Annotated in this window: 17 protein-coding genes; 4 read left to right on the top strand and 13 right to left on the bottom strand. The window is 64.5% G+C overall.

Annotation, left to right across the window (positions count from 1 at the left end; all coding sequences use genetic code 11):
* Positions 1–16 precede the first annotated feature (16 nt).
* On the top strand, positions 17–814 hold the full coding sequence (locus tag NGM99_RS04740; RefSeq protein WP_252816493.1) for a GGDEF domain-containing protein: 798 nt from the start codon (positions 17–19) through the stop codon (positions 812–814).
* Positions 815–901: 87 nt separating this feature from the next.
* Positions 902–3,070: a malate synthase G gene (locus NGM99_RS04735; protein ID WP_252816491.1), complete on the top strand. Its 2,169-nt coding sequence runs from the start codon at positions 902–904 to the stop codon at positions 3,068–3,070.
* Positions 3,071–3,125: 55 nt separating this feature from the next.
* Here NGM99_RS04735 and glcF read toward each other — a convergent pair whose 3' ends face one another.
* The 6 genes from glcF to NGM99_RS04705 all read right to left on the bottom strand — a co-directional run bounded on the left by glcF (position 3,126) and on the right by NGM99_RS04705 (position 11,688).
* Complete coding sequence (glcF, locus tag NGM99_RS04730) at positions 3,126–4,442, bottom strand: glycolate oxidase subunit GlcF (RefSeq protein WP_252816489.1); 1,317 nt, start codon at positions 4,440–4,442, stop codon at positions 3,126–3,128.
* Positions 4,443–4,446: 4 nt separating this feature from the next.
* On the bottom strand, positions 4,447–5,649 hold the full coding sequence (locus NGM99_RS04725) for an FAD-binding protein (protein ID WP_252816487.1): 1,203 nt from the start codon (positions 5,647–5,649) through the stop codon (positions 4,447–4,449).
* Positions 5,646–7,100 carry an FAD-binding oxidoreductase gene (locus NGM99_RS04720; protein ID WP_252816485.1) on the bottom strand — a complete coding sequence of 485 codons (1,455 nt, stop codon included), beginning with the start codon at positions 7,098–7,100 and terminating at the stop codon, positions 5,646–5,648. The genes NGM99_RS04725 and NGM99_RS04720 overlap by 4 nt, the downstream gene beginning before the upstream one ends.
* Positions 7,101–7,330: 230 nt before the next feature.
* Positions 7,331–7,726 (bottom strand): response regulator, encoded by a 396-nt coding sequence (locus NGM99_RS04715; RefSeq protein ID WP_252816483.1) that lies wholly within the window; start codon positions 7,724–7,726, stop codon positions 7,331–7,333.
* The gene (locus NGM99_RS04710) at positions 7,719–11,126 is read right to left on the bottom strand and encodes a CheR family methyltransferase (RefSeq protein ID WP_252816481.1); all 3,408 of its coding nucleotides are present in this window, start codon (positions 11,124–11,126) and stop codon (positions 7,719–7,721) included. Before NGM99_RS04710 ends, NGM99_RS04715 begins: the two co-directional genes overlap by 8 nt.
* 25 nt (positions 11,127–11,151) lie before the next feature.
* Positions 11,152–11,688, bottom strand: a complete 537-nt coding sequence (locus tag NGM99_RS04705; RefSeq protein WP_252816479.1) for a PAS domain-containing protein — start codon at positions 11,686–11,688, stop codon at positions 11,152–11,154.
* A gap of 192 nt (positions 11,689–11,880) precedes the next feature.
* On the opposite strand from NGM99_RS04705, the gene NGM99_RS04700 reads away from it, so the two are divergent.
* Together NGM99_RS04700 and NGM99_RS04695 are read left to right on the top strand one after the other, a co-directional pair.
* Complete coding sequence (locus tag NGM99_RS04700; RefSeq protein WP_252816477.1) at positions 11,881–12,072, top strand: DUF2256 domain-containing protein; 192 nt, start codon at positions 11,881–11,883, stop codon at positions 12,070–12,072.
* Positions 12,069–13,460: a deoxyribodipyrimidine photo-lyase gene (locus NGM99_RS04695; RefSeq protein WP_252816475.1), complete on the top strand. Its 1,392-nt coding sequence runs from the start codon at positions 12,069–12,071 to the stop codon at positions 13,458–13,460. Before NGM99_RS04700 ends, NGM99_RS04695 begins: the two co-directional genes overlap by 4 nt.
* Before the next feature lie 81 nt (positions 13,461–13,541).
* Here NGM99_RS04695 and guaA read toward each other — a convergent pair whose 3' ends face one another.
* From guaA to NGM99_RS04660, 7 genes are all read right to left on the bottom strand, one after another.
* Positions 13,542–15,185 carry a glutamine-hydrolyzing GMP synthase gene (gene guaA, locus NGM99_RS04690; protein ID WP_252816472.1) on the bottom strand — a complete coding sequence of 548 codons (1,644 nt, stop codon included), beginning with the start codon at positions 15,183–15,185 and terminating at the stop codon, positions 13,542–13,544.
* 84 nt (positions 15,186–15,269) lie between these two features.
* Positions 15,270–15,902: a 5'-methylthioadenosine/S-adenosylhomocysteine nucleosidase gene (locus NGM99_RS04685; protein ID WP_252816470.1), complete on the bottom strand. Its 633-nt coding sequence runs from the start codon at positions 15,900–15,902 to the stop codon at positions 15,270–15,272.
* Positions 15,899–16,357 carry a PaaI family thioesterase gene (locus NGM99_RS04680; RefSeq protein ID WP_252816469.1) on the bottom strand — a complete coding sequence of 153 codons (459 nt, stop codon included), beginning with the start codon at positions 16,355–16,357 and terminating at the stop codon, positions 15,899–15,901. The genes NGM99_RS04685 and NGM99_RS04680 overlap by 4 nt, the downstream gene beginning before the upstream one ends.
* A gap of 169 nt (positions 16,358–16,526) precedes the next feature.
* Positions 16,527–16,976, bottom strand: a complete 450-nt coding sequence (locus NGM99_RS04675; RefSeq protein WP_435371388.1) for a TspO/MBR family protein — start codon at positions 16,974–16,976, stop codon at positions 16,527–16,529.
* Between the two features lie 57 nt (positions 16,977–17,033).
* On the bottom strand, positions 17,034–18,323 hold the full coding sequence (locus NGM99_RS04670) for an RsmB/NOP family class I SAM-dependent RNA methyltransferase (RefSeq protein WP_252816467.1): 1,290 nt from the start codon (positions 18,321–18,323) through the stop codon (positions 17,034–17,036).
* Positions 18,320–18,760, bottom strand: a complete 441-nt coding sequence (locus NGM99_RS04665) for a type II toxin-antitoxin system VapC family toxin (protein ID WP_252816465.1) — start codon at positions 18,758–18,760, stop codon at positions 18,320–18,322. Before NGM99_RS04665 ends, NGM99_RS04670 begins: the two co-directional genes overlap by 4 nt.
* Positions 18,760–19,041, bottom strand: coding sequence for a type II toxin-antitoxin system Phd/YefM family antitoxin (locus tag NGM99_RS04660; protein ID WP_252816462.1), 282 nt, complete (start codon positions 19,039–19,041; stop codon positions 18,760–18,762). The genes NGM99_RS04665 and NGM99_RS04660 overlap by 1 nt, the downstream gene beginning before the upstream one ends.
* Positions 19,042–19,085 lie beyond the last annotated feature (44 nt).

The following is a 19,085-nucleotide window of genomic DNA, read 5'->3' as shown; positions in this document are numbered from 1 at the left end:
TTCTTTGGAACCGATGATGAAGCTCCTTGCGCCCACCGGCTGGCCGCGCGTGTTCGCGGTAACGATCGTCGGCACATTGTTCTGTATCGACGCAGCCCTTTACGTGGACAGCTTCAATTTCCCGCATCTGTCGCCCGAAGCCCTTCAATGGGCGATCCTGACCGATATCTTCCTGCCGCTGGTGCTGGCAGGCACGATGCTGTTCGCGCTGATGTTCCAGATGCGCCGGCTCGCCATCGTGCAGGAGGAGTTGCAGAAGCTCGCCTGCACCGACAGCCTCACCACGGTTCTCAACCGCGGCGCCTTCACCATGCTGGTGGAAGCCTATCTCGAGAAGGCCGCCAAGCAGGCCGACTTGCGTTCCGGCGCGATGCTCGTGATCGACGCCGACCACTTCAAGGCCGTCAACGACCAGCTCGGCCATGACAGCGGCGACAAGGCGCTGAAGCTGATCGCGCATTCGATCAGGGATTGTCTGCGCGAAGGCGACATCGTGGGCCGGCTCGGCGGCGAGGAGTTCGGCGTGTTTCTGCCTGGCGCCCATCCGAGCCAGTGCGAAAGCGTCGCCGAGCGCATCCGTCAGGCCATCGCCGGGCTTCAGTTTTCGCCCAAGAACGGGCACTGGCCGCTTTCGGTCAGCGTCGGTGGCCTGACATTCGCCGACCGTTCGAATTTCGAGAAGCTTTATTCGGAAGCGGATGCCTGCCTTTACGAGGCCAAGCGCGCGGGCCGCAACCGGGTGCTGATCCGCAGCCTGCTCGGCGCAAAACTCGAAATCGGCCTGCCCCCGGGCTTGAGCGGCGCCGCCGCCTGACCAGCCTCTTTTTCATCGGCTGCCATTGCCGCCATCGCATCCAGCAGGCATTTTCTCCGCCAAGCGATGCATGAGAAGGGCCAGCCATTGTCTGGAATCGAGAAGAACGGTTTGACGGTCGACCCTGTGCTGGTCGATTTTCTGGAAACCGAGGCATTGCCCGGCACGGGCATCGAGGCAGAAGCGTTCTGGTCGGGCTTTGCGGCTCTCGTGAACGATCTGGCGCCCGAGAACCGCGCGCTTCTGGCGCGTCGCGACGCGTTGCAGGATCAACTCGACCACTGGCATCGCGAAAACGGCGCGGCCGTCGATCTTGCCGCCTATGAGAGTTTCCTGCGCGCCATCGGCTACCTCGTGCCGGAGGGCGAGCCTTTCAGTGTTTCGACCGAAAACGTCGATCCTGAGATCGCCAGCCTCGCCGGCCCGCAGCTGGTCGTGCCGGTGATGAATGCGCGCTATGCGCTCAACGCGGCGAACGCCCGCTGGGGCTCGCTCTATGATGCACTCTACGGCACGGATGCGATACCGGAAGAGGACGGCGCGGAGCGGGGCCGGGGCTACAACCCCAAGCGAGGTGCCAAGGTCGTCGCCTGGGCGCGCCAGTTTATCGATGAGAGCGTGCCGCTCGACTCGGGCAGCTGGTCGGACGCCACGGGGCTCAGCGTGCGCGATGGCGGGTTGGTGGTCGCGACCACAAACGGCGAAGCGACGCTGGCTGATCCGGCACTGTTTGTTGGCTATCGGGGCGACGCCTCCGCGCCCACGCATCTGCTTTTGCGCCAACACGGGCTCGGCATCGAGCTCGTGATCGACAAGGCATCCCCGATCGGCAGCGAGGACCGCGCGGGCTTGGCCGACGTGGTGCTCGAAGCCGCACTTACCACCATCATGGATTGCGAGGACTCCGTGGCGGCCGTCGATGCGCAGGACAAGGTCGCCGTTTATCGCAACTGGCTCGGCCTGATGAAAGGTAACCTCACCGAAGACGTATCCAAGGGCGGCACGACATTCACGCGCCGCCTAGCGGAAGACCGCCACTACACGGCACCCGACGGCTCCGCACTCACCGCCAAGGGGCGCGCGGTGATGCTGGTCAGGAATGTCGGGCATCTGATGACCAATCCTGCGATCCGGCTTTCCGACGGCTCGGACGTGCCCGAAGGCATCATGGATGCGGCCATCACCGCCTTGATCGCGCTGCATGATCTGAAGAAGACATCGGGTCCGCGCAATTCCGAAACCGGCTCGGTCTATGTCGTGAAGCCCAAGATGCACGGGCCCGACGAGGTGGCGTTCGCGGTCAAGCTGTTTGCGCGTGTGGAAGAGCTCTTGGGGCTAACGCCCGACACGCTCAAGATCGGCATCATGGACGAGGAGCGGCGCACCACCGTCAATCTCAGGGAATGCATCCGCCAGGCCCGCTCCCGCGTGTTCTTCATCAACACCGGTTTCCTCGACCGCACCGGCGACGAGATCCATTCGGCCATGGAAGCGGGGCCGATGATCCGCAAGGGCGACATGAAGGCCGCACCCTGGATCAAGGCCTATGAGGCATGGAACGTGGATGCAGGGCTCGCCTGTGGCCTGAAAGGCCGCGCGCAGATCGGCAAGGGCATGTGGGCCATGCCCGACCTGATGAAGGCGATGCTCGAACAAAAGGGCGCGCAGCTGGAAGCCGGTGCCTCGACCGCCTGGGTGCCCTCGCCGACCGCCGCCACGCTTCATGCGGTGCACTATCACCGAACCGATGTCGGGGCGGTGCAGGACAGGCTGAAGACCCGCGAGAAGGCCAAGCTCGCCGATGTCCTGTCCGTGCCTGTCGCTGTGCGCCCCAACTGGAGCGCGGAAGAAGTCCAGAGCGAGCTCGACAACAATGCGCAAGGCATTCTCGGCTATGTGGTGCGCTGGATCGACGGGGGCGTGGGTTGCTCCAAGGTGCCTGATATCAACGATGTCGGCCTGATGGAGGACCGCGCCACGCTGCGCATCTCATCCCAGGCCATCGCGAATTGGCTGGAGCATGGGGTCTGCACCCAAACCCAGGTGATCGAGACGCTCAAGCGCATGGCGGCCATTGTCGACCGGCAGAACGAGGGCGACGCCAACTACCGGCCCATGGCACCCGACTTCGACAACTCGATCGCCTTCCAGGCAGCCTGCGATCTCGTGCTTCAGGGCCGCGCCCAACCCAACGGTTACACCGAACCCGTTCTGCACAAGCGGCGGCTGGAACTGAAGGCCAAGCAGGCGGCTTAAGTTCAAGGAAAAGGGCGGCGCGGCGCACGGCAAGACCCGCTCGCCCTCGGCCACTTCACGCTCGAGCTTGCAGCAATGCGAGCTTTTCCGGCTTTGGGCCGCCATAGGCCCAGTCGAGAAGTTCCACCGTATGCAGGATCGGCGTAGCGGTGCCACTCGCGATCTGGGTGATGCAGCCGATATTGCCGGTCGCGATCAGGTCGGCCTTCGTTCGCTCGATGTTGCGAACCTTACGCGCCTTCAGTTCCGCCGATATCTCCGGCTGGAGAATATTGTATGTGCCCGCCGAGCCGCAGCAGAGATGGCCTTCCGCCGGATCGCGCACGACAAAGCCCGCAGCTTTCAGCAGCGCCTTGGGCGCCATCGTGATCTTCTGCCCATGCTGCATCGAGCAGGCCGAATGGTAGGCGACGCTGAGCCCTTGCGGTTCGAGGCGGGCCAAGTCGAGGGTCGCAAGATATTCGGTGATGTCCTTTGCCAGGGCCGACACGCGCGCGGCCTTTTCGGCATAAGCGGGATCGAGGCGCAGCATATGGCCGTAGTCCTTGATCGTGGTGCCGCAGCCTGATGTCGTCACGATGATGGCGTCGAGCCCACCTTGCTCGATCTCGGCGGTCCAGACATCGACATTGGCCCGCGCGAAGCGAAGCGCCTCGCTTTCGCGGCCCATATGGTGGACGAGCGCCCCGCAGCAGGTCTCGCGCTCGGTAAACACGACTTCGACCCCGAGCCGGTTGAGTAGCCGCAGGGTGGCCGCGTTGATGGCCGGATCGAGCACCGGCTGCGCGCAGCCGCCGAGGATCGCGACGCGCCCGCGCCGCTGGCCGTTCGGGCGATGAGAACCGGTTCGCGCCGGATCGGTTTGTGCCGGCAAGGTACGGGGTGCCAGCTTCAGCATCGCGGCGAGCGGCCTGAGCGCATCCACGCGTTCGAAGAGTGGCGCAAACGGCTTGCCGAGCTTCGCGAAGGCGAGTGCCGCGCGGAAGCGCGCCGGATAGGGCAGAACCTTGGCCAGCAGAGCGCGGATCGTACGGTCGATGAAGGGCCGCCGATAGGTCGCCTCGATATGCGCCCGCGCGTGATCGACCAGATGCATGTAGTTCACGCCAGAGGGGCAGGTCGTCATGCAGGACAGGCAGGACAGGCAGCGGTCGATATGTTTGACCGTCTTTTCGTCCGCCGCACGCCCCGCTTCCAGCATGTCCTTGATGAGGTAGATGCGCCCGCGCGGGCTATCGAGCTCGTTGCCGAGCGTCACGTAAGTGGGGCAGGTCGCGGTGCAGAAGCCGCAATGGACGCAGGCGCGCAGGATCTTTTCCGATTCCGCCACATGCGGATCGGCCAGCTGCGCGAGGCTGAAGGACGTCTGCATCGCCTCAAAACCCTCCCATCTTGCCGGGGCTGAAGATGTTCGCCGGGTCGAGCATGGCTTTCACCCGCGCAGAAAGGGCCGCGAGCGCCGGGGCTTCGGGCTCGAAGGCGGACGTCGTGGCGCGTGCCTGTGCCGAGGCACGCAGCAGCGTCGCATGCCCGCCGCCTGTCGCGCGGATGGCGCGGCGCAGGAGCTCGCCCTCGGGCTCCGCCTCCATGCGCATCCAGACGAGACCGCCCTGCCAGTCATAAAAGGTATCGATGCCGGCTTCGAGGCGTAGGGCCGCGACCAGTTGGTGGCCGGCGGAAGGTGCAACCGAGACGCGCCAGAGCGGACGCGTCGTGCTGTCGGCGTAAGGGTGAACGTCGCGGATTTCGCGCCAGAGCGTGGCCGTTTCCTGAGCCCCGAGCCGCGTGACCGGACCATAATCTTCGAGGGCTGCCACAAGCCTTTCGGCGCGCAGGGATACCGCCTCCGCCGGGCCTTCGATCCGCAGCGCGGTCGCGGCATATCCCGGCAGCCCGCCCGCCAGAAAGCGGGTCTTCACGCTCGGTGGCAGATGGGCCGAGCCCGAGACCTCGACGGAAAGCGCCATGGCAGCCGCCATGGCCTGCGCCGCTTCGGCGTCTTCGAGATCGGACAGAACCACTGTTGCCGCCGTTTGCGGAACAGGCAAGACGCGGAACGTCACCTCGGTGATGAAGCCCAGCGTGCCGTGCGAGCCGGCGAGCAGCTTCACGAGATCGAGCCCGGTCACGTTCTTCATCACGCGCCCACCCGCACGCAGCACCTCGCCCTCGCCATTGACGAAGCGCAGGCCCAACAGGCTGTCGCGCGCGGCCCCGCTCACGAAGCGGCGAGGGCCCGCAACGTTGGCCGCGAACACGCCGCCGATCGTCGGCTCGCCCTGCGTGCCCATCACCGGACGATGGTCCATCGGCTCGAAGGCCAGCATCTGGCGGTTCTGCGCAAGGGCGGCCTCGATGGCGGCCAGTGGCGTGCCGGCCTGCGCGCTCATCACCATCTCGGCGGGATCGTAGTCGACGATGCCGGAAAGCTGCGTGCTTCGCAGTATAGCGTCTGCAAGGAAGGCGTTGCCGAAGCCTGCGCGCGTGCCATTGCCACCCAGCGCCAGCCGCGTGTTCTTGGCTGCCGCATCGCGGATCATCGCCGCGGCTTCCGCTTCCGTTTCAGGCAGCAGGATCATGCCGCGGTTGTGTCCCGCATGGGCTGGCCTTCCAGCGGAAAGACCTTGGACGGGTTGAGCAGCCAGTCCGCGTCGAACGCTTCGCGCACCCGCATCTGCTGGCGCAGTTCGGCATCCGTATATTGATGACGCATCAGGTCGCGCTTTTCGATGCCGACCCCATGCTCGCCCGTCAGGCAGCCGCCCGCATCGACGCAGAGCTTCAGGATTTCGTTGCCCGCCTCCTCGGCCTTGCGCGCCTCGTCAGGGTCGTTGGCGTTGAACAGGATCAGCGGATGCATGTTGCCATCGCCCGCATGGAAGACATTGGCCACCCGCAGGCCGAAGCCCGCCACGATCTCGCCTGTCCGCTTCAGCACGTAAGACAGTTGCCCAAGCGGCACCGTGCCATCCATGCAGATATAATCGGCGATGCGCCCCGTGGCCCCGAAAGCCGATTTGCGGCCTTTCCAGATCAGCGCTGCCTCGGTGGCCGACTGACATTCGCGCACGGTCTTCACGCCGTGCTTTCGTGCAATCGCCACAATGCTTTTGAGCATCGCCTCCATCTCGGGTTCCGAGCCCTCGACCTCGACGATCAGCAACGCGCCGACATCGAGCGGATAGCCGGCCTTGGCAAAGGCTTCGCAGATTTCGATGGCGGGCTTGTCCATGAACTCGATGGCGACCGGGATGATGCCCGATGCGATGATATCGGCCACGCAGGCCCCCGCTTCTTCCGATGTGTCGAACCCGAACAGCACCGGTTGCGCGCCTTCGGGCTTGGCGATCAGCCGCACGGTGGCTTCGGAGACGATGCCCAGCTGCCCTTCCGAGCCGCAGACGAGGCCGAGCAGATCGTAGCCGCCGGCATCGAGATGCTTGCCGCCGAGTTCCACCACGGTGCCATCCACAAGCACCAGCTTGACGCCCAGCAGGTTGTTGGTGGTGACCCCATATTTGAGGCAGTGCGCGCCGCCCGAATTCATGCCGATATTGCCGCCGATGGTGCAGGCGAGCTGCGAAGAGGGATCGGGCGCATAGAAGAAGCCTTCCGCGCCCGCCCGCTCCGAGATGGCGAGATTGGTGACGCCTGCCTGCACGGTCGCCGTGCGGTTGGCCGTGTCGATCTCAAGAACGCGCGCCATGCGTGAGAGGCCGATCACCACCGCGTCTTCCTGGGGAATGGCGCCACCCGACAGCGATGTCCCCGCCCCGCGCGGCACCACCGGTATGCCGTGGCGGTGGCAATATCGAAGCACCGCCGAAACCTCGGCCGTGTTGTTGGGAAGCGCGACGGCGAGCGGCAAACGGCGATAGGAGACGAAGGCATCCGTTTCGAACGGGACCAGTTCGCGCGGGTCATGCACCAGGCATTCGGCGGGCAGGAGATCGCTCAAATCGGCGATGATCGCCGCACGGCGCGAAAGCACCGCGGCCCGTGGCGGCAGGAATGCAATCGCTTGCGACATCGGCCCTCCCAAGCCTCCCACGCACCGAAGCTGACCAACTACACCGCCCGTTCATGATCGCAAAGAACGTGGGGGATATCGGGCGAACCAAGGCTTTCAAGACAAACGCATAGCCGATGCGCCGCCCAGGCGGCACACGACGCGGATCACAGTCTCACAGCCGAGCCGCCATCCTGCCAGTCGGCAATGCGCCGCACCTTGCTAGCGAGCTGGCACCCTTGAGCGAAAGCTCAGGTTTCCGACACCTGAACCAAAGGCTGTTCGACGGGATGGAAGGTCGTTGCCGCCTGTATCACGGCGCGTTCGAGAACGGACGGGGCGCAGGGCTTCGAAAAGAAGCGCGCGCCTTCATAGCGTTCGGTCAGGGCGCGGCCATCCGCATGGCCGGAATGAAAGATGATCGGAACGCCGAGCGCATCGAGGCGGTCGGCCACGGCGAACACTTCGCCGTCGCGCAGCTTCACATCGAGAACGGCGCAATCTGGCAAAGCGACCTCGATGGTCGCGAGCGCTTCGGTCACGGTGTCGCAAGGCCCGATCGTCTCGAAGCCGGCCGCTTCCAGCATGTCCTGGATGTCCATCGCGACGAACAACTCGTCTTCGACGATCAGCACGCTTTTAGCCATTGCCATCGAACCCCTCGGACAGCGTCAGCTTCATTTCGAGATGCGTGCTTCCCAATGAGCGGTCGAGCGACGCGCGCAATTGCCGGGTCGACGTCTCGACGAGCCGGGTTCCGAACCCCGCAGGCCCCGGTTGGTTCCCGCGCCCGGCAAAGGATTCCCGCCATGTGATGACGATGCCCGCGCCCTGTGGCTGCCATGACACATCGAGGCTGCCGGGCGGGCTCGCGAGCGCACCATATTTGGTCGCGTTGGTCGCCCATTCGTGGAAGATCATGGCGAGCGGCGACAGCGCTTCGCGCGCGACATGGACCGAAGGGCCAGTAATGGCGATCCGGGCGTGGTCGCGATAGGGCTCGATCGCCGCCCTGATCACATCGCCCAGTTCGATGGCTTCCTGGTGGCCGGCAGGCGAGGCCAGCGAATGGGCACGGCCCAGGGCTGCGATGCGCTCGCGCATGCCGCGCGCGAAGTCGCCCACATCCGAATGCTGCCGTGCGCCGGCGCCGATCATGCCGCTGATGATGGCGAACAGGTTCTTCACCCGGTGGTTCATCTCGCGGATCATCAGCTCGCGCGTTTCGGCGAGCGAATATTCCGCGCTGACATCGAGCGATACGCCGACCATGCGTCGCGGCTCGCTGCCGGGCACCATGCGGCCCAAACCTTTAAGCCATCGGATATCGCCGTCGCGCATGCGAATGCGGAAGCTTGCCTCGAAATCCGAACCGTTTTCGACGGCCTGCGTGATGCGGTCGATCACGGTTTGCCGGTCCTCGGGCAGGATACGTTCCATGACCTCGTCGAAAGGCGTGTCGGGCCCGGCAGCCAGCAGTTCCTGCTCGGTTTCGTCCAGAACGGCACGACCACTATCGGGGAAGTACTCCCACACGCCGATGCGACCTGCCTTGACAGCGAGGTTCAGGCGTTCGCGCTCGCTGGCCAGTGCACGTTCCATGGAAAGCTCGTCGGTGATGTCCGACAAGATCAAGGTCACGCCGTCGATCTCGCCGCCCGCCAAGCGGTAAGGGCGCGTGCGCAGCGAGTAGGTCCGCCCTTCCCTGCCCTCGCCGATGCGGCGCGGCGGCACGGTTTCGCCGGCCAGAACCGCGCGCGCATCGTCGAGATAGGTGCGGTCGTCGAGCCGGCTCGCCACATCCGCCAGCGGCCGCCCCCGGTCGCCGGGCTGGAACGGAAACACCGCGCGCGCCGCTTCCGTGTAGGAGCGCACGGCGAGCTTCTCGTCGAGCACGATCACCGCGAGACTGGTGGATTCGAAGAAGTTGCGCAGATCCGAATTGGCCGCACCCAGCTGGTCCACCTTGCCTTTCAGCTCGTCATTGACGGTGGACAGCTCCTCATTGGTCGATTGAAGCTCCTCGTTCATCGACATCATTTCTTCATTGGAGCTGCGCAGCTCCTCGTTCGCCGTTTCGAGCTCTTCCACGGCGGAGCGCAAACGGTGGCGGGTCAGGCGAAGTTCTTCTTCCAGCTCCTCCACGCCGTCGCCGGAAGCCTCGAGTTCGACGCTGTCGTCCTCTTCCATGCGCCGGAAGGCGGCCGCACCCGAGACGACGAGGAGTGCCGTGCCGTCCGCGAGCGGATCGCAGAAGACGTCCACGGCCTGACGGCCGAACTCGCTGACAACCTCCACATCGCGTGCGACCGCCCGCTTCCTGGCATCGCGCGCTTTGCGCAGGAGCGGGCCGATCACATCGCGAAGCCCCGGCCGCGCGAGGTTCATCGCGCTCACGCCGCCCGCGCGGGTGACGGGAAAATCGAAATAAAGGCCCAGCCGCCCATAGGCCGCAACTATCCCACCATCGGCATCGAGCACCATGCTCGGCGGCAGATAGCGGTCCACGAGCTTGCGCACGGCGACCGTGTCATCGGCCAGCGCGTTCTTGAATCCGGCATCCTCGTTCTTGTCGCGGCGCGGCGGCGAGGCCCGGCGCCCGCCGGGCAGGTCGATCGGATAGCGCGGGGCGCCGGGCGCGCGCTCGAACAGGCGCGCGGGCTGGTCGATCAGGTGGAAGAAGTTGTCGAAGCGTCCGATGGTTTCAGACGGCCCCAGGAACAGGAAACCGCCGGGCTTCAGCGAATAGTGGAAGATCGGCATCACCGACTGCTGCAGCCGGTCGTCGAAATAGATCAGGAGGTTGCGGCATGAGATGAGGTCGAGCTGCGAGAAAGGCGGGTCCTTGACCACACTGTGGCTCGAAAAGCGGACTGCGTCGCGGATCTGGCCGCTGACGGAAAAGCGGTCGGCATGGGGAACCGTGTAGCGCTCGCGCAAAGGTTCGGGAATGTCGCCCAGCATGGAGACGGGGTAGCTGCCGTCGCGCGCCACCTGCAGCATCTGCTCGTCGATATCGGTCGCAAAGACCTGCACGTGGAACGGGCGCTCGGCCTCGCGGCAGGCTTCCGCGAACAGCATGGCGATGGTGTAGGCTTCCTCGCCGCTCGAACAGCCCGGCACCCAGACACGGATGTCTTCGTCATCCTTGCGGTTGCGCACGATCGGCTCGATGGCGCGGATGCGCAGGACCTCGAAGAAATCGGGATCGCGGAAGAAGCGAGTGACGTTGATCAAAAGATCGCGAAAGAGCGCCTCGCACTCACTTGCGTCGGTTCTGATGCGGTTGAGATAGGAGCGCCCGGTGTCGATGCCGAGCACATGCATGCGCCGCTCGACGCGCCGGACCAGCGTGGAGCGCTTGTAGCCCGAAAAGTCATGACCGATTGCGTTACGCAGGACGCGGCACATCTCGTCCACATGGTCGGCGACGACCTCTGCCTCCTCGTGGGCGTCCTGGCCCCGCCGGCTGAAGAAGGCGCGCAAACAGTCCATGATCGCGACGGGCGGCTTGACGAAATCGACCAGCCCCGTGCCGACCGCCGAAAGCGGCATGCCGTCATAGCGCGCGGTGTTGGGCTCCTGCACGACGCAGATGCCGCCGCCTTCCTTGACCGCGCGCAGGCCCGTCGTGCCATCCGCGCCCGTTCCCGAAAGGATGACACAGGCCGCGTTCTGCTGCTGGTCGAGTGCAAGCGAGACGAAGAAGTCGTCGATCGGGCGGCGCAAGCCGCGTGGCTGAGCGAAATCCGTCAGTTCCAGCAGTCCATCCCGGATCACGAGACCGCGGCCGGGCGGAATGATGAAGACCTTGTCGGGCTCGATCTTCTCGCCGCCCACGCTTTGCAGAACGTCGAGTTCGGTATGGCGGTCGAGCAACTGCGCCAGCATGCTTTCATGGTTCGGATCGAGATGCTGGACGATCACGAAGCACATATTGGTGGGCGTGGAGGCCGAAGCCAGCATCTCGCGCAGCGCTTCGAGCCCCCCGGCGGAGGCGCCGATGCCGACGACGACCGGACCGGTCTGCACGGCAGCCCGGTTCACGGTTTCCGTTCCCTGTGCAGCGCCGTCACGCAAGCGGGGCCGTGTCGTCGAGCGTGGACAAGAGAAGCTTGGCCTGCGCGATGGTCGACGCGCTGTTGGCAATGGTCATCAGCGAGCCTTCCATGATGATGCCGCTTTCCGAGAGGATCGGCGCCATGTTCCTCAGGGTCTGCGCCAGCTTCTCGTCATAGTCGGCCAGCATTTCGGGCCGCGAGCGACTGATATCGAACTGCGAAGCGAAAAGCATCCTGGGCGCGCCGTTGCGGGTCTTCAGCTTGGACATGAAAAGCAGGTTCACGAAGGGCGTGCCGTCCTTGCGGAAGTTGACGATCTCGGTGCGCACGCTCGGATCGCGCTCTTCCTCCAGAAAGCGATGGATACGCGCCCGTGCTTCCGGGTTGTCGGCATCGCGCTGGAGGAAGCGGCAATTGCGCCCGATCACCTCGTCGCTGACAAAGCCCGTCAGTGCGCAGAAGCGGTCATTGACGAGCAGGAGCTCATTGTCGTGCTCCGGCGAGGCCAGCGCCAAGGCGACGCGCGAGGACCGAAGATAATCGGTCAAATGTGGAGGAACATCGGGCAATCGGGCGAACTCGGAGGAATGGAAACGACCGAGCTGTCGGCCACGGCTGGCTAACATATCGCCCGCGCAGGGGATGTCCACACGCCTCTATCGACAAGAGCGTGATCGGTCGGCGGGCCCTGAACAGGAGGCCATCTTGTCCGTGCGAAGGATCACCATAGTTCGCATGCAATGCCGAAGATGCGCGCAAAATCCGACCTGCCGAGCAAGCCCTGCCGCCATTGCGGCCGGCCTATGGCATGGCGCAAGGCGTGGGCGCGGAACTGGAACGAGGTCCTTTATTGTTCCGACCGCTGCCGCGCGGAAGCCGCCCGCCTTCGACGCGACACCAGCACCTCTCATTCGTCCAAGGATCATGCATGACAGTCGAGCCGGGGCGCATCCGTGTGCTCAACGATGCGCCGCCCGACGAGAAGGGCCGCTATGTCCTCTACCTCCTGCAGCAGGCCAACCGGGCGCACTTTAACCCGGCACTCGAACTCGCGGTCAGGGAAGCCAACCGGCTCGGCCTGCCGGTCGTTGCCTGTTTCGGCCTGCTCGACGGCTCGAACGGTTTTCCCGAGGCCAATGCGCGGCACTACGCCTTTCTCTTGCAGGGACTGAGCGATGCCGCGAATGGATTGAAGACGCGCGGCATCGGCTTCGTCATGCGCAAATGCTCGCCGGCCGAGATCGCCATCGATCTTGCGAAACAGGCTGCCCTGCTCGTTCTCGACCGTGGCTATCTCGCGATCCAGAAAGGCTGGTACGAGGAGATCGGCAAGAGGGTGAAGACGCGCATCGTGCAGGTCGAGGGCGACGTGGTCGTGCCGCTCGAAATCGCCTCCTCGCGCCATGAATTCGCCGCACGTACGCTGCGCCCCAAGATCAACAAGCAGCTGGACGGTTTTCTCAACCCGCTTCGCGTGGTTCACGTGAAACACTCGGCGGACAAGCTCGGCCTTTCAAGCACCATCGACATCTCCGACCCCGACGCCGTGCTCGCCTCCATGACGCTCGACCGCTCGGTGCCGCCGGTCAAGCGCTTCAAGGGCGGGGAAACGGAAGCGCGGCGGCGGTTGAAGGCTTTTCTGTCGGGTCCGTTCGCCCATTACGGCGACACGCGCGGCAAACCGGAAGCGGGGGCTGCCTCCCATATGAGCCCCTATCTGCATTTCGGGCAGATCTCGCCCGTCGAGATCGTGCTCGCGGCACGCGCGGCCAAAGCGAGCGACGATGACAAGCAAGCCTTCGTGGAAGAAGTCGTGGTGCGTCGCGAGCTTGCCATGAACCATGTCTTCTTCACGGCCCATTACGATTCATACGATCACGCGATCCCCCAATGGGCACGCGACACGCTGGCCGAGAAAGCTAAGGATGAGCGTCCGCACCTTTACACCGATGAACAACTCGCCAACGGCGAAACGCATGATGCGGGCTGGAACACGGCCATGAAGGAAATGCGCGAAACGGGCTTCATGCACAATCATCTTCGCATGTATTGGGGCAAGAAGGTCCTCGAATGGTCGAACTCACCAAAGGACGGTTTCGAGCGTACGCTACGCCTCAACAACCGCTTTTTTCTCGATGGCCGCGACCCCAATTCCTTTACCAATGTCGGCTGGGTCTACGGTCTGCACGACCGTCCCTGGGCCCGTCGCCCGATCTTCGGCACCGTGCGCTACCAGAGCGAGAACTCGCTTCGGAAATTCGACCTCAACGCCTATACGAGAGACGTCGAACGCCTCTGCCGCGAGGAAGCAAAGGCCTGACCGAGCCTTTGACTCCACGCCACAGGCATCATCTCGCCCAAGGCCCGGCTTTTGACGACCGGGCTCGGAACAGATTTCAGATCACTCCCACTCGATCGTGCCGGGCGGCTTCGATGTGACGTCGTAGACGACGCGGTTGATGCCGCGGACTTCGTTGATGATGCGGGTGGCGGCGCGGCCGAGGAAGTTCATGTCGTAGGGGTAGAAATCCGCCGTCATGCCATCGACGGACGTGACGGCGCGCAGGGCGCAGACGAAATCGTAGGTGCGGTAGTCGCCCATGACACCCACCGTCTGCACGGGCAGCAGAACGGCGAAGGCCTGCCAGATCGTGTCGTAGAGGCCGGCCTTGCGGATTTCGTCGAGATAGATGGCGTCGGCTTTACGCAGGATGTCGAGCTTTTCGCGGGTCACGCCGCCGGGGCAGCGGATGGCGAGGCCGGGGCCGGGGAACGGGTGACGACCGATGAAGCTGTCGGGCAGGCCAAGCTCGCGGCCGAGCGCGCGGACCTCGTCCTTGAACAGCTCACGAAGCGGCTCCACCAGCTTCATGTTCATGCGCTCGGGCAGACCGCCCACATTGTGATGGCTCTTGATGGTGACGGAAGGCCCGCCGGAGAACGACACGCTCTCGATCACGTCCGGATAGAGCGTGCCCTGCGCGAGGAACGCCGGGGCGCCCTTGCCGTCGGCGGCGATCTTGGCGGCTTCCGCTTCGAACACTTCGATGAACAGGCGGCCGATCGTCTTGCGCTTGGCTTCCGGGTCGGACACGCCTTCGAGTTGGCCCAGAAACAGGTCGGATGCGTCCACATGGACGAGCGGGATGTTGTAGTGGTCGCGGAACATGCCGACCACCTGCTCGCTCTCGCCCATGCGCATCAGGCCGTGATCGACATAGATGCAGGTCAGCTGGTCGCCGATGGCCTCATGGATCAGCACGGCGGCGACGGAAGAATCCACGCCGCCAGAAAGACCGCAGATCACGCGCTCGGAGCCGACCTGCTCGCGGATCTTGCGGATCATCTCGGCGCGATAGGCGGACATGGTCCAGTCGGATTTCAGGCCGACGATCTTGTGGACGAAGTTCGACAGGAGCTTCGCGCCGTCGGGCGTGTGCACGACTTCCGGGTGGAACATAGTGGTGTAGTAGCGACGCCCTTCATGCGCTGCGATGGCGAAAGGCGCGTTCTCGGATGTGGCGATCACCTCGAAGCCCTCGGGCAGCTTGGTCACGCGGTCGCCGTGGCTCATCCAGACGGGATAGCGGTTGCCGACTTCCCAGATGCCGTCGAAGAGCGGGCTCTTCTGCTTGATCTCGACATCGGCGCGCCCGAACTCGGCCGCATGCCCGCCCTCGACCGACCCGCCGAGCTGGTGGGCGAGCGTCTGCTGGCCATAGCAGATGCCAAGGATCGGAATGCCGGAATCGAACACGGCCTGCGGCGCGCGCGGGCTGCCCTCAGCCGTGACGGAAGCGGGGCCGCCCGAGAAGATCACGCCTTTGGGCTGAAGCCGGGCGAAAGCCTCTTCCGCGCTCTGGAAGGGGTGAATCTCGCAATAAACGCCGGCCTCGCGCACGCGCCGCGCGATCAGCTGCGTCACTTGGGAGCCGAAATCGATGATGAGGATGGTGTCATGAAGCGCGGGATCGGCATGAACGCCGCTATCGCCGGTGCCCGCTGTTGCCACCTGCGCCTGGGGAGAAGCTGAACGATCGGTCATCGGGAGCCGATAGCGTGGCAGCGGGATTTCGGCAATGGGGGTGGGAAGCCATGTTGCCGATTGAAGCTGGATTGGCGAACGCTTTCAACTCTTGCGAAACGCGCCAACCAGACCATCCATCCCCTCGATGATCCCGGCCAGCTTCTCGTCGAGCACATGGAGGAACGCGCGCCAGTCATCGACGTGGCGCAGTTCCTTTGCTCCATCAGAGATGCCACGCAGGCCGATGAGCGGCACGTCGAACTCTTGCGCGGCGCGAAGCAGGCCATAGGTCTCCATGTCCACCATGTCGGCCGGTATGCCGTCATAGGCGGCACCCGAGACGACGCTGGCGCCTGTGGCGAGCGTGGCGGCGGGCAGGTCGGGGAACGGACAAGGCAGCTCGACCACCGGCGGCAGGTCGAGGAATGGCGTCTGGCCCTTGGGGAAACCAAGCGCGCTGGCATCCATGTCGCGATAGAGCACGTGGGAGACCTGGTAGATGCCGGTCTGCTCCAAGGTGCGGCTGCCGGCGGAGCCGAGCGAAAGAACCAAATCGGGGAGACGGCCATGCGCTTCCAATCCGGAGAGCTTGGCAGCAAGCGAAACGGCGGCCTCCACGGGGCCGACACCGCAGATCAGCGGCGCAAAGAGCTTCCGGAGATGCGGGCCGTATTCGGCCTCGGCTGCCATCACGAAGAGCACGCTCACGCCCTCGATCAGAACCGGCTCGCTCATCCTTCGATGCCCTCGCGGCCGCGCACCACCATATGCGTGCCGGTCATGGTGGCGATGAGCTTGGTGCCGCCTTCGGCGTCGAGGGCATAGGCTTGGCCATCGGCCACCACGATGGTGCGGCCGGGCTTGGTGACGGAGCCACGGAACAGGAAGCGTTCGCCACGGCCGGGCGCAAGCAGGTTCACCTTGAACTCGATGGTCAGCACCCCCGCATCATGGGGCATCATGGAAAAGGCAGCGGAACCACAGGCGGCATCCAGCAGCGCCGAAATGATGCCGGCATGAAGAAAGCCATGCTGTTGCGTGAGCGCGCGGGAAAAAGGCAGCTCGATCTCGATCGTTCCGGGCGCGACGAGAGTCAGTTCGGCGCCCACGGTGGTCATCGCTTCCGTGCGCGCGAATGAGGCGCGCACACGTGCCTCGATTTCCGGTCCCGACTCGATCCGATCCGTCATGCGGTTGCCGCTCCACAAGCTCTTTTCCGGCTTAGAGGCTGATCCCTCCCGATGAAAGCGGGATGGGCCTCCAGCTTAATGTTTTAGCCGCGCTTTCACGGACGCCGGATGGGTCATCTGGCTGTGAAACGCTCTAGGGAAAAGGCGTGGAGGAGGCAATCGGTACGGCTCAGTTCAGGCGCCAGATGGTGAATGTCAGCAGCGTCGCAAAGGCGACCCAGACCGCATAGGGCACGAAAAGCCATGCAGCGATGCGATCCCGCGAGAAAGCCTGTGCGATGAAGGCGAGAACGGCGATGAGGAGCAGAACGATCACGCCGAGCGCCAGCGCAATGTTGTGGAGCAGGAAGAAGCTCGGCGTCCACGCGAAGTTCAGAGCCATCTGCACGAACCAGATGCGCAGAAGTGTCCGTTCAGGCAGACGCCATGCGCGCCAGCCGGCTACACCGACCATCAGGTAAAGCGCTGTCCAGACCGGCGGGAAGACCCAGGGCGGCGGGTTGAAAGCAGGCTTGGCGAGCGCCTGATACCATTGGTCGGGCGCCGACACGCTGCCGATCAGAAGGCCGATGCCCAGCGTGGCGACAGTGAAAAGCACGAGCGCCATGCGGTGGGACACTGGCGAAACTCCGAACGGGATGATGACGCCCGCGAGATGGCGCGAGCGCCGCCGAAATCAACCGCGCCGTTCGAGAAGCGCGAAGAAGAAGCCGTCCGTTCCGCTCTTGAGAGGCGAGAGCATGAGGCCGGCGGTCTCGTGGAACCGCGCTTTGTCCGACCGGCCGGGGAAATGCTCCTCCCACAAAGCCCGATGATCGACGGGTGCGAAACCCGGATTGCGCTCCAGAAAGGCAGCGACTTGTGCGCCGTTCTCCGCCTCGAAGACCGAACAGGTGATATAGGCCAGCCGTCCATTCACCCGCACGAAGCTCGCGGCCTGATCGAGGATCGCGCGCTGCTCGCCAAGCCGTACATCGAGCTGGCGCTGGGACAGCCGCCATTTGGCATCGGGCCGCCGCCGCCACGTGCCCGAGCCGGTGCAGGGCGCATCGACCAGAACGAGGTCGCAGGCACCCTTCAGGTCGTCCAGCTCGCGCAGGCGGGCGACGACCTCGACATTGGTGGCTTCGGCGCGGCGCAGGCGGTCGAAGATGGGTGCGAGCCGCGGCTTCTCGGCATCATGCGCGACGATGCGGCCACTGTTCTGCGTGGCAACCGAGAGCGCCAGCGTCTTGCCGCCCGCGCCCGCGCAGAAGTCGAGCACGGTCTCGCCTGGCCTGGCACCGGCCAGTTCGGCCGCGATCTGCGAGCCCTCGTCCTGCACCTCGAAGAAGCCCTGCTGGAAAGCGGGCTCGGCCTGGACGTTCGGATGGCGCCCCTCGCCCGCGATCGGCGGAATGCGGATGCCGTGGGGCGCGAGATTGGCCGAAGCGGCGCTGAACTCTTCCAGCGTGCGCAGCATGCGCTCGCGGGTGGCCCGAACGACATTCACGCGCAGGTCGAGCGGTGGGCGCAGGGCCATGGCTTGCGCTTCCGCGACCCAGTCATCGCCAAAGCTTGTCGTGAAGGGGGCAACGCACCAGTCCGGCAGGTCGGCACGGACTTCCGGCGCGGCGTCTTCGAGCCGGTTGTCGGCGACAGCGGCACGCTCGGCCTCGGTCGGCGGGGGTGGTGCGAAACGGTCGCCTTCGAGCGCTTCCGCCAGCCGGTCGAGCGTCCAACCGCTTTCGAGCAGCATGGCGCCGAAGGCACGGGCGCGCGCGGTTTCCTCGCCCATGAGAAAGGCGGCCGAGCGGCGATGGCGCAGGGCGTCGTAGACGATATTGCCGATGGCAGCCCGGTCGCCCGAGCCCGCGAAACGGTGCGACACGCCCCAATCCTTGAGCGCGTCGGCCACCGGGCGGTGGCGCTTGTCGATGTCTTCCAGAACCTCGATCGCCGCCTGGATGCGTCCGCCGATCCTCAACGGCCCAGCCTTGCAGGCGCGTAGGGGCCTTCCGACAAATAGGGATTGAGCAGTTTCACGCCGGTCGGCTCGAAATGGCGGGAGTTGCGGGTGACCACGGTCAGGTCATGCTCCAAGGCTGTTGCGGCGATGAGGAGGTCGGGATTGGTGTTGCCCAAGCGAAAGGAGAGGTCACCCCAGCGGCGGGCGATAGGCACGGTGATGGGCAACACGCGATCGCCATAATGGCCGATCGTCTCCGCCGCCCATTTAATGAAGCGCTCAGGCCGCCGCTTTTCCAAGGCTTCCAGCTTTTGAATGCCACGTTGCAACTCGCCAGCGGTGACGACGCTGATGAAAACATGGGCAGAAGGTACGCTTCGAAGCCAGGCGAGGACTTGGGTGTTGGGTTGCGTCTTGAAGCTCTCGGAAACGACTACGGTATCAAAAAGAAACATCAATCGAATTCGATCTCGCGCGGCGTCGAGGGATACTGGTCGCGGTCATCGAACAGATCGTCCAACCCTTCAGGCAGCTTGGGTGCGCTCAAAAGGTGCTCGATGAAGGTCTTATCAGGCCCTGGATCCAGTTGCGACAGCCGCTCATATTCCTCCGCGGATAAAACCACGACAGCCTCTACGCCACGCTTGGTGACATGCTGAGGGATACCCTGTTGGGCTGCATCAACGACGGCGGAAAACTTATTTTTGGCGTCCTGCAAGGTCCAGTGATTTCCCATGACCCACTCCATTCAGCTAGATATTAGGCTAGCTACGGGCGGCG

Source organism: Mesorhizobium liriopis, assembly GCF_024053505.1.
In the GTDB taxonomy this organism is placed as follows: Bacteria; Pseudomonadota; Alphaproteobacteria; order Rhizobiales; family Rhizobiaceae; genus Mesorhizobium_B; species Mesorhizobium_B liriopis.
Note: the sequence above shows the minus strand (reverse complement) of the source record. Positions and strands in the feature narration are given on the sequence as shown.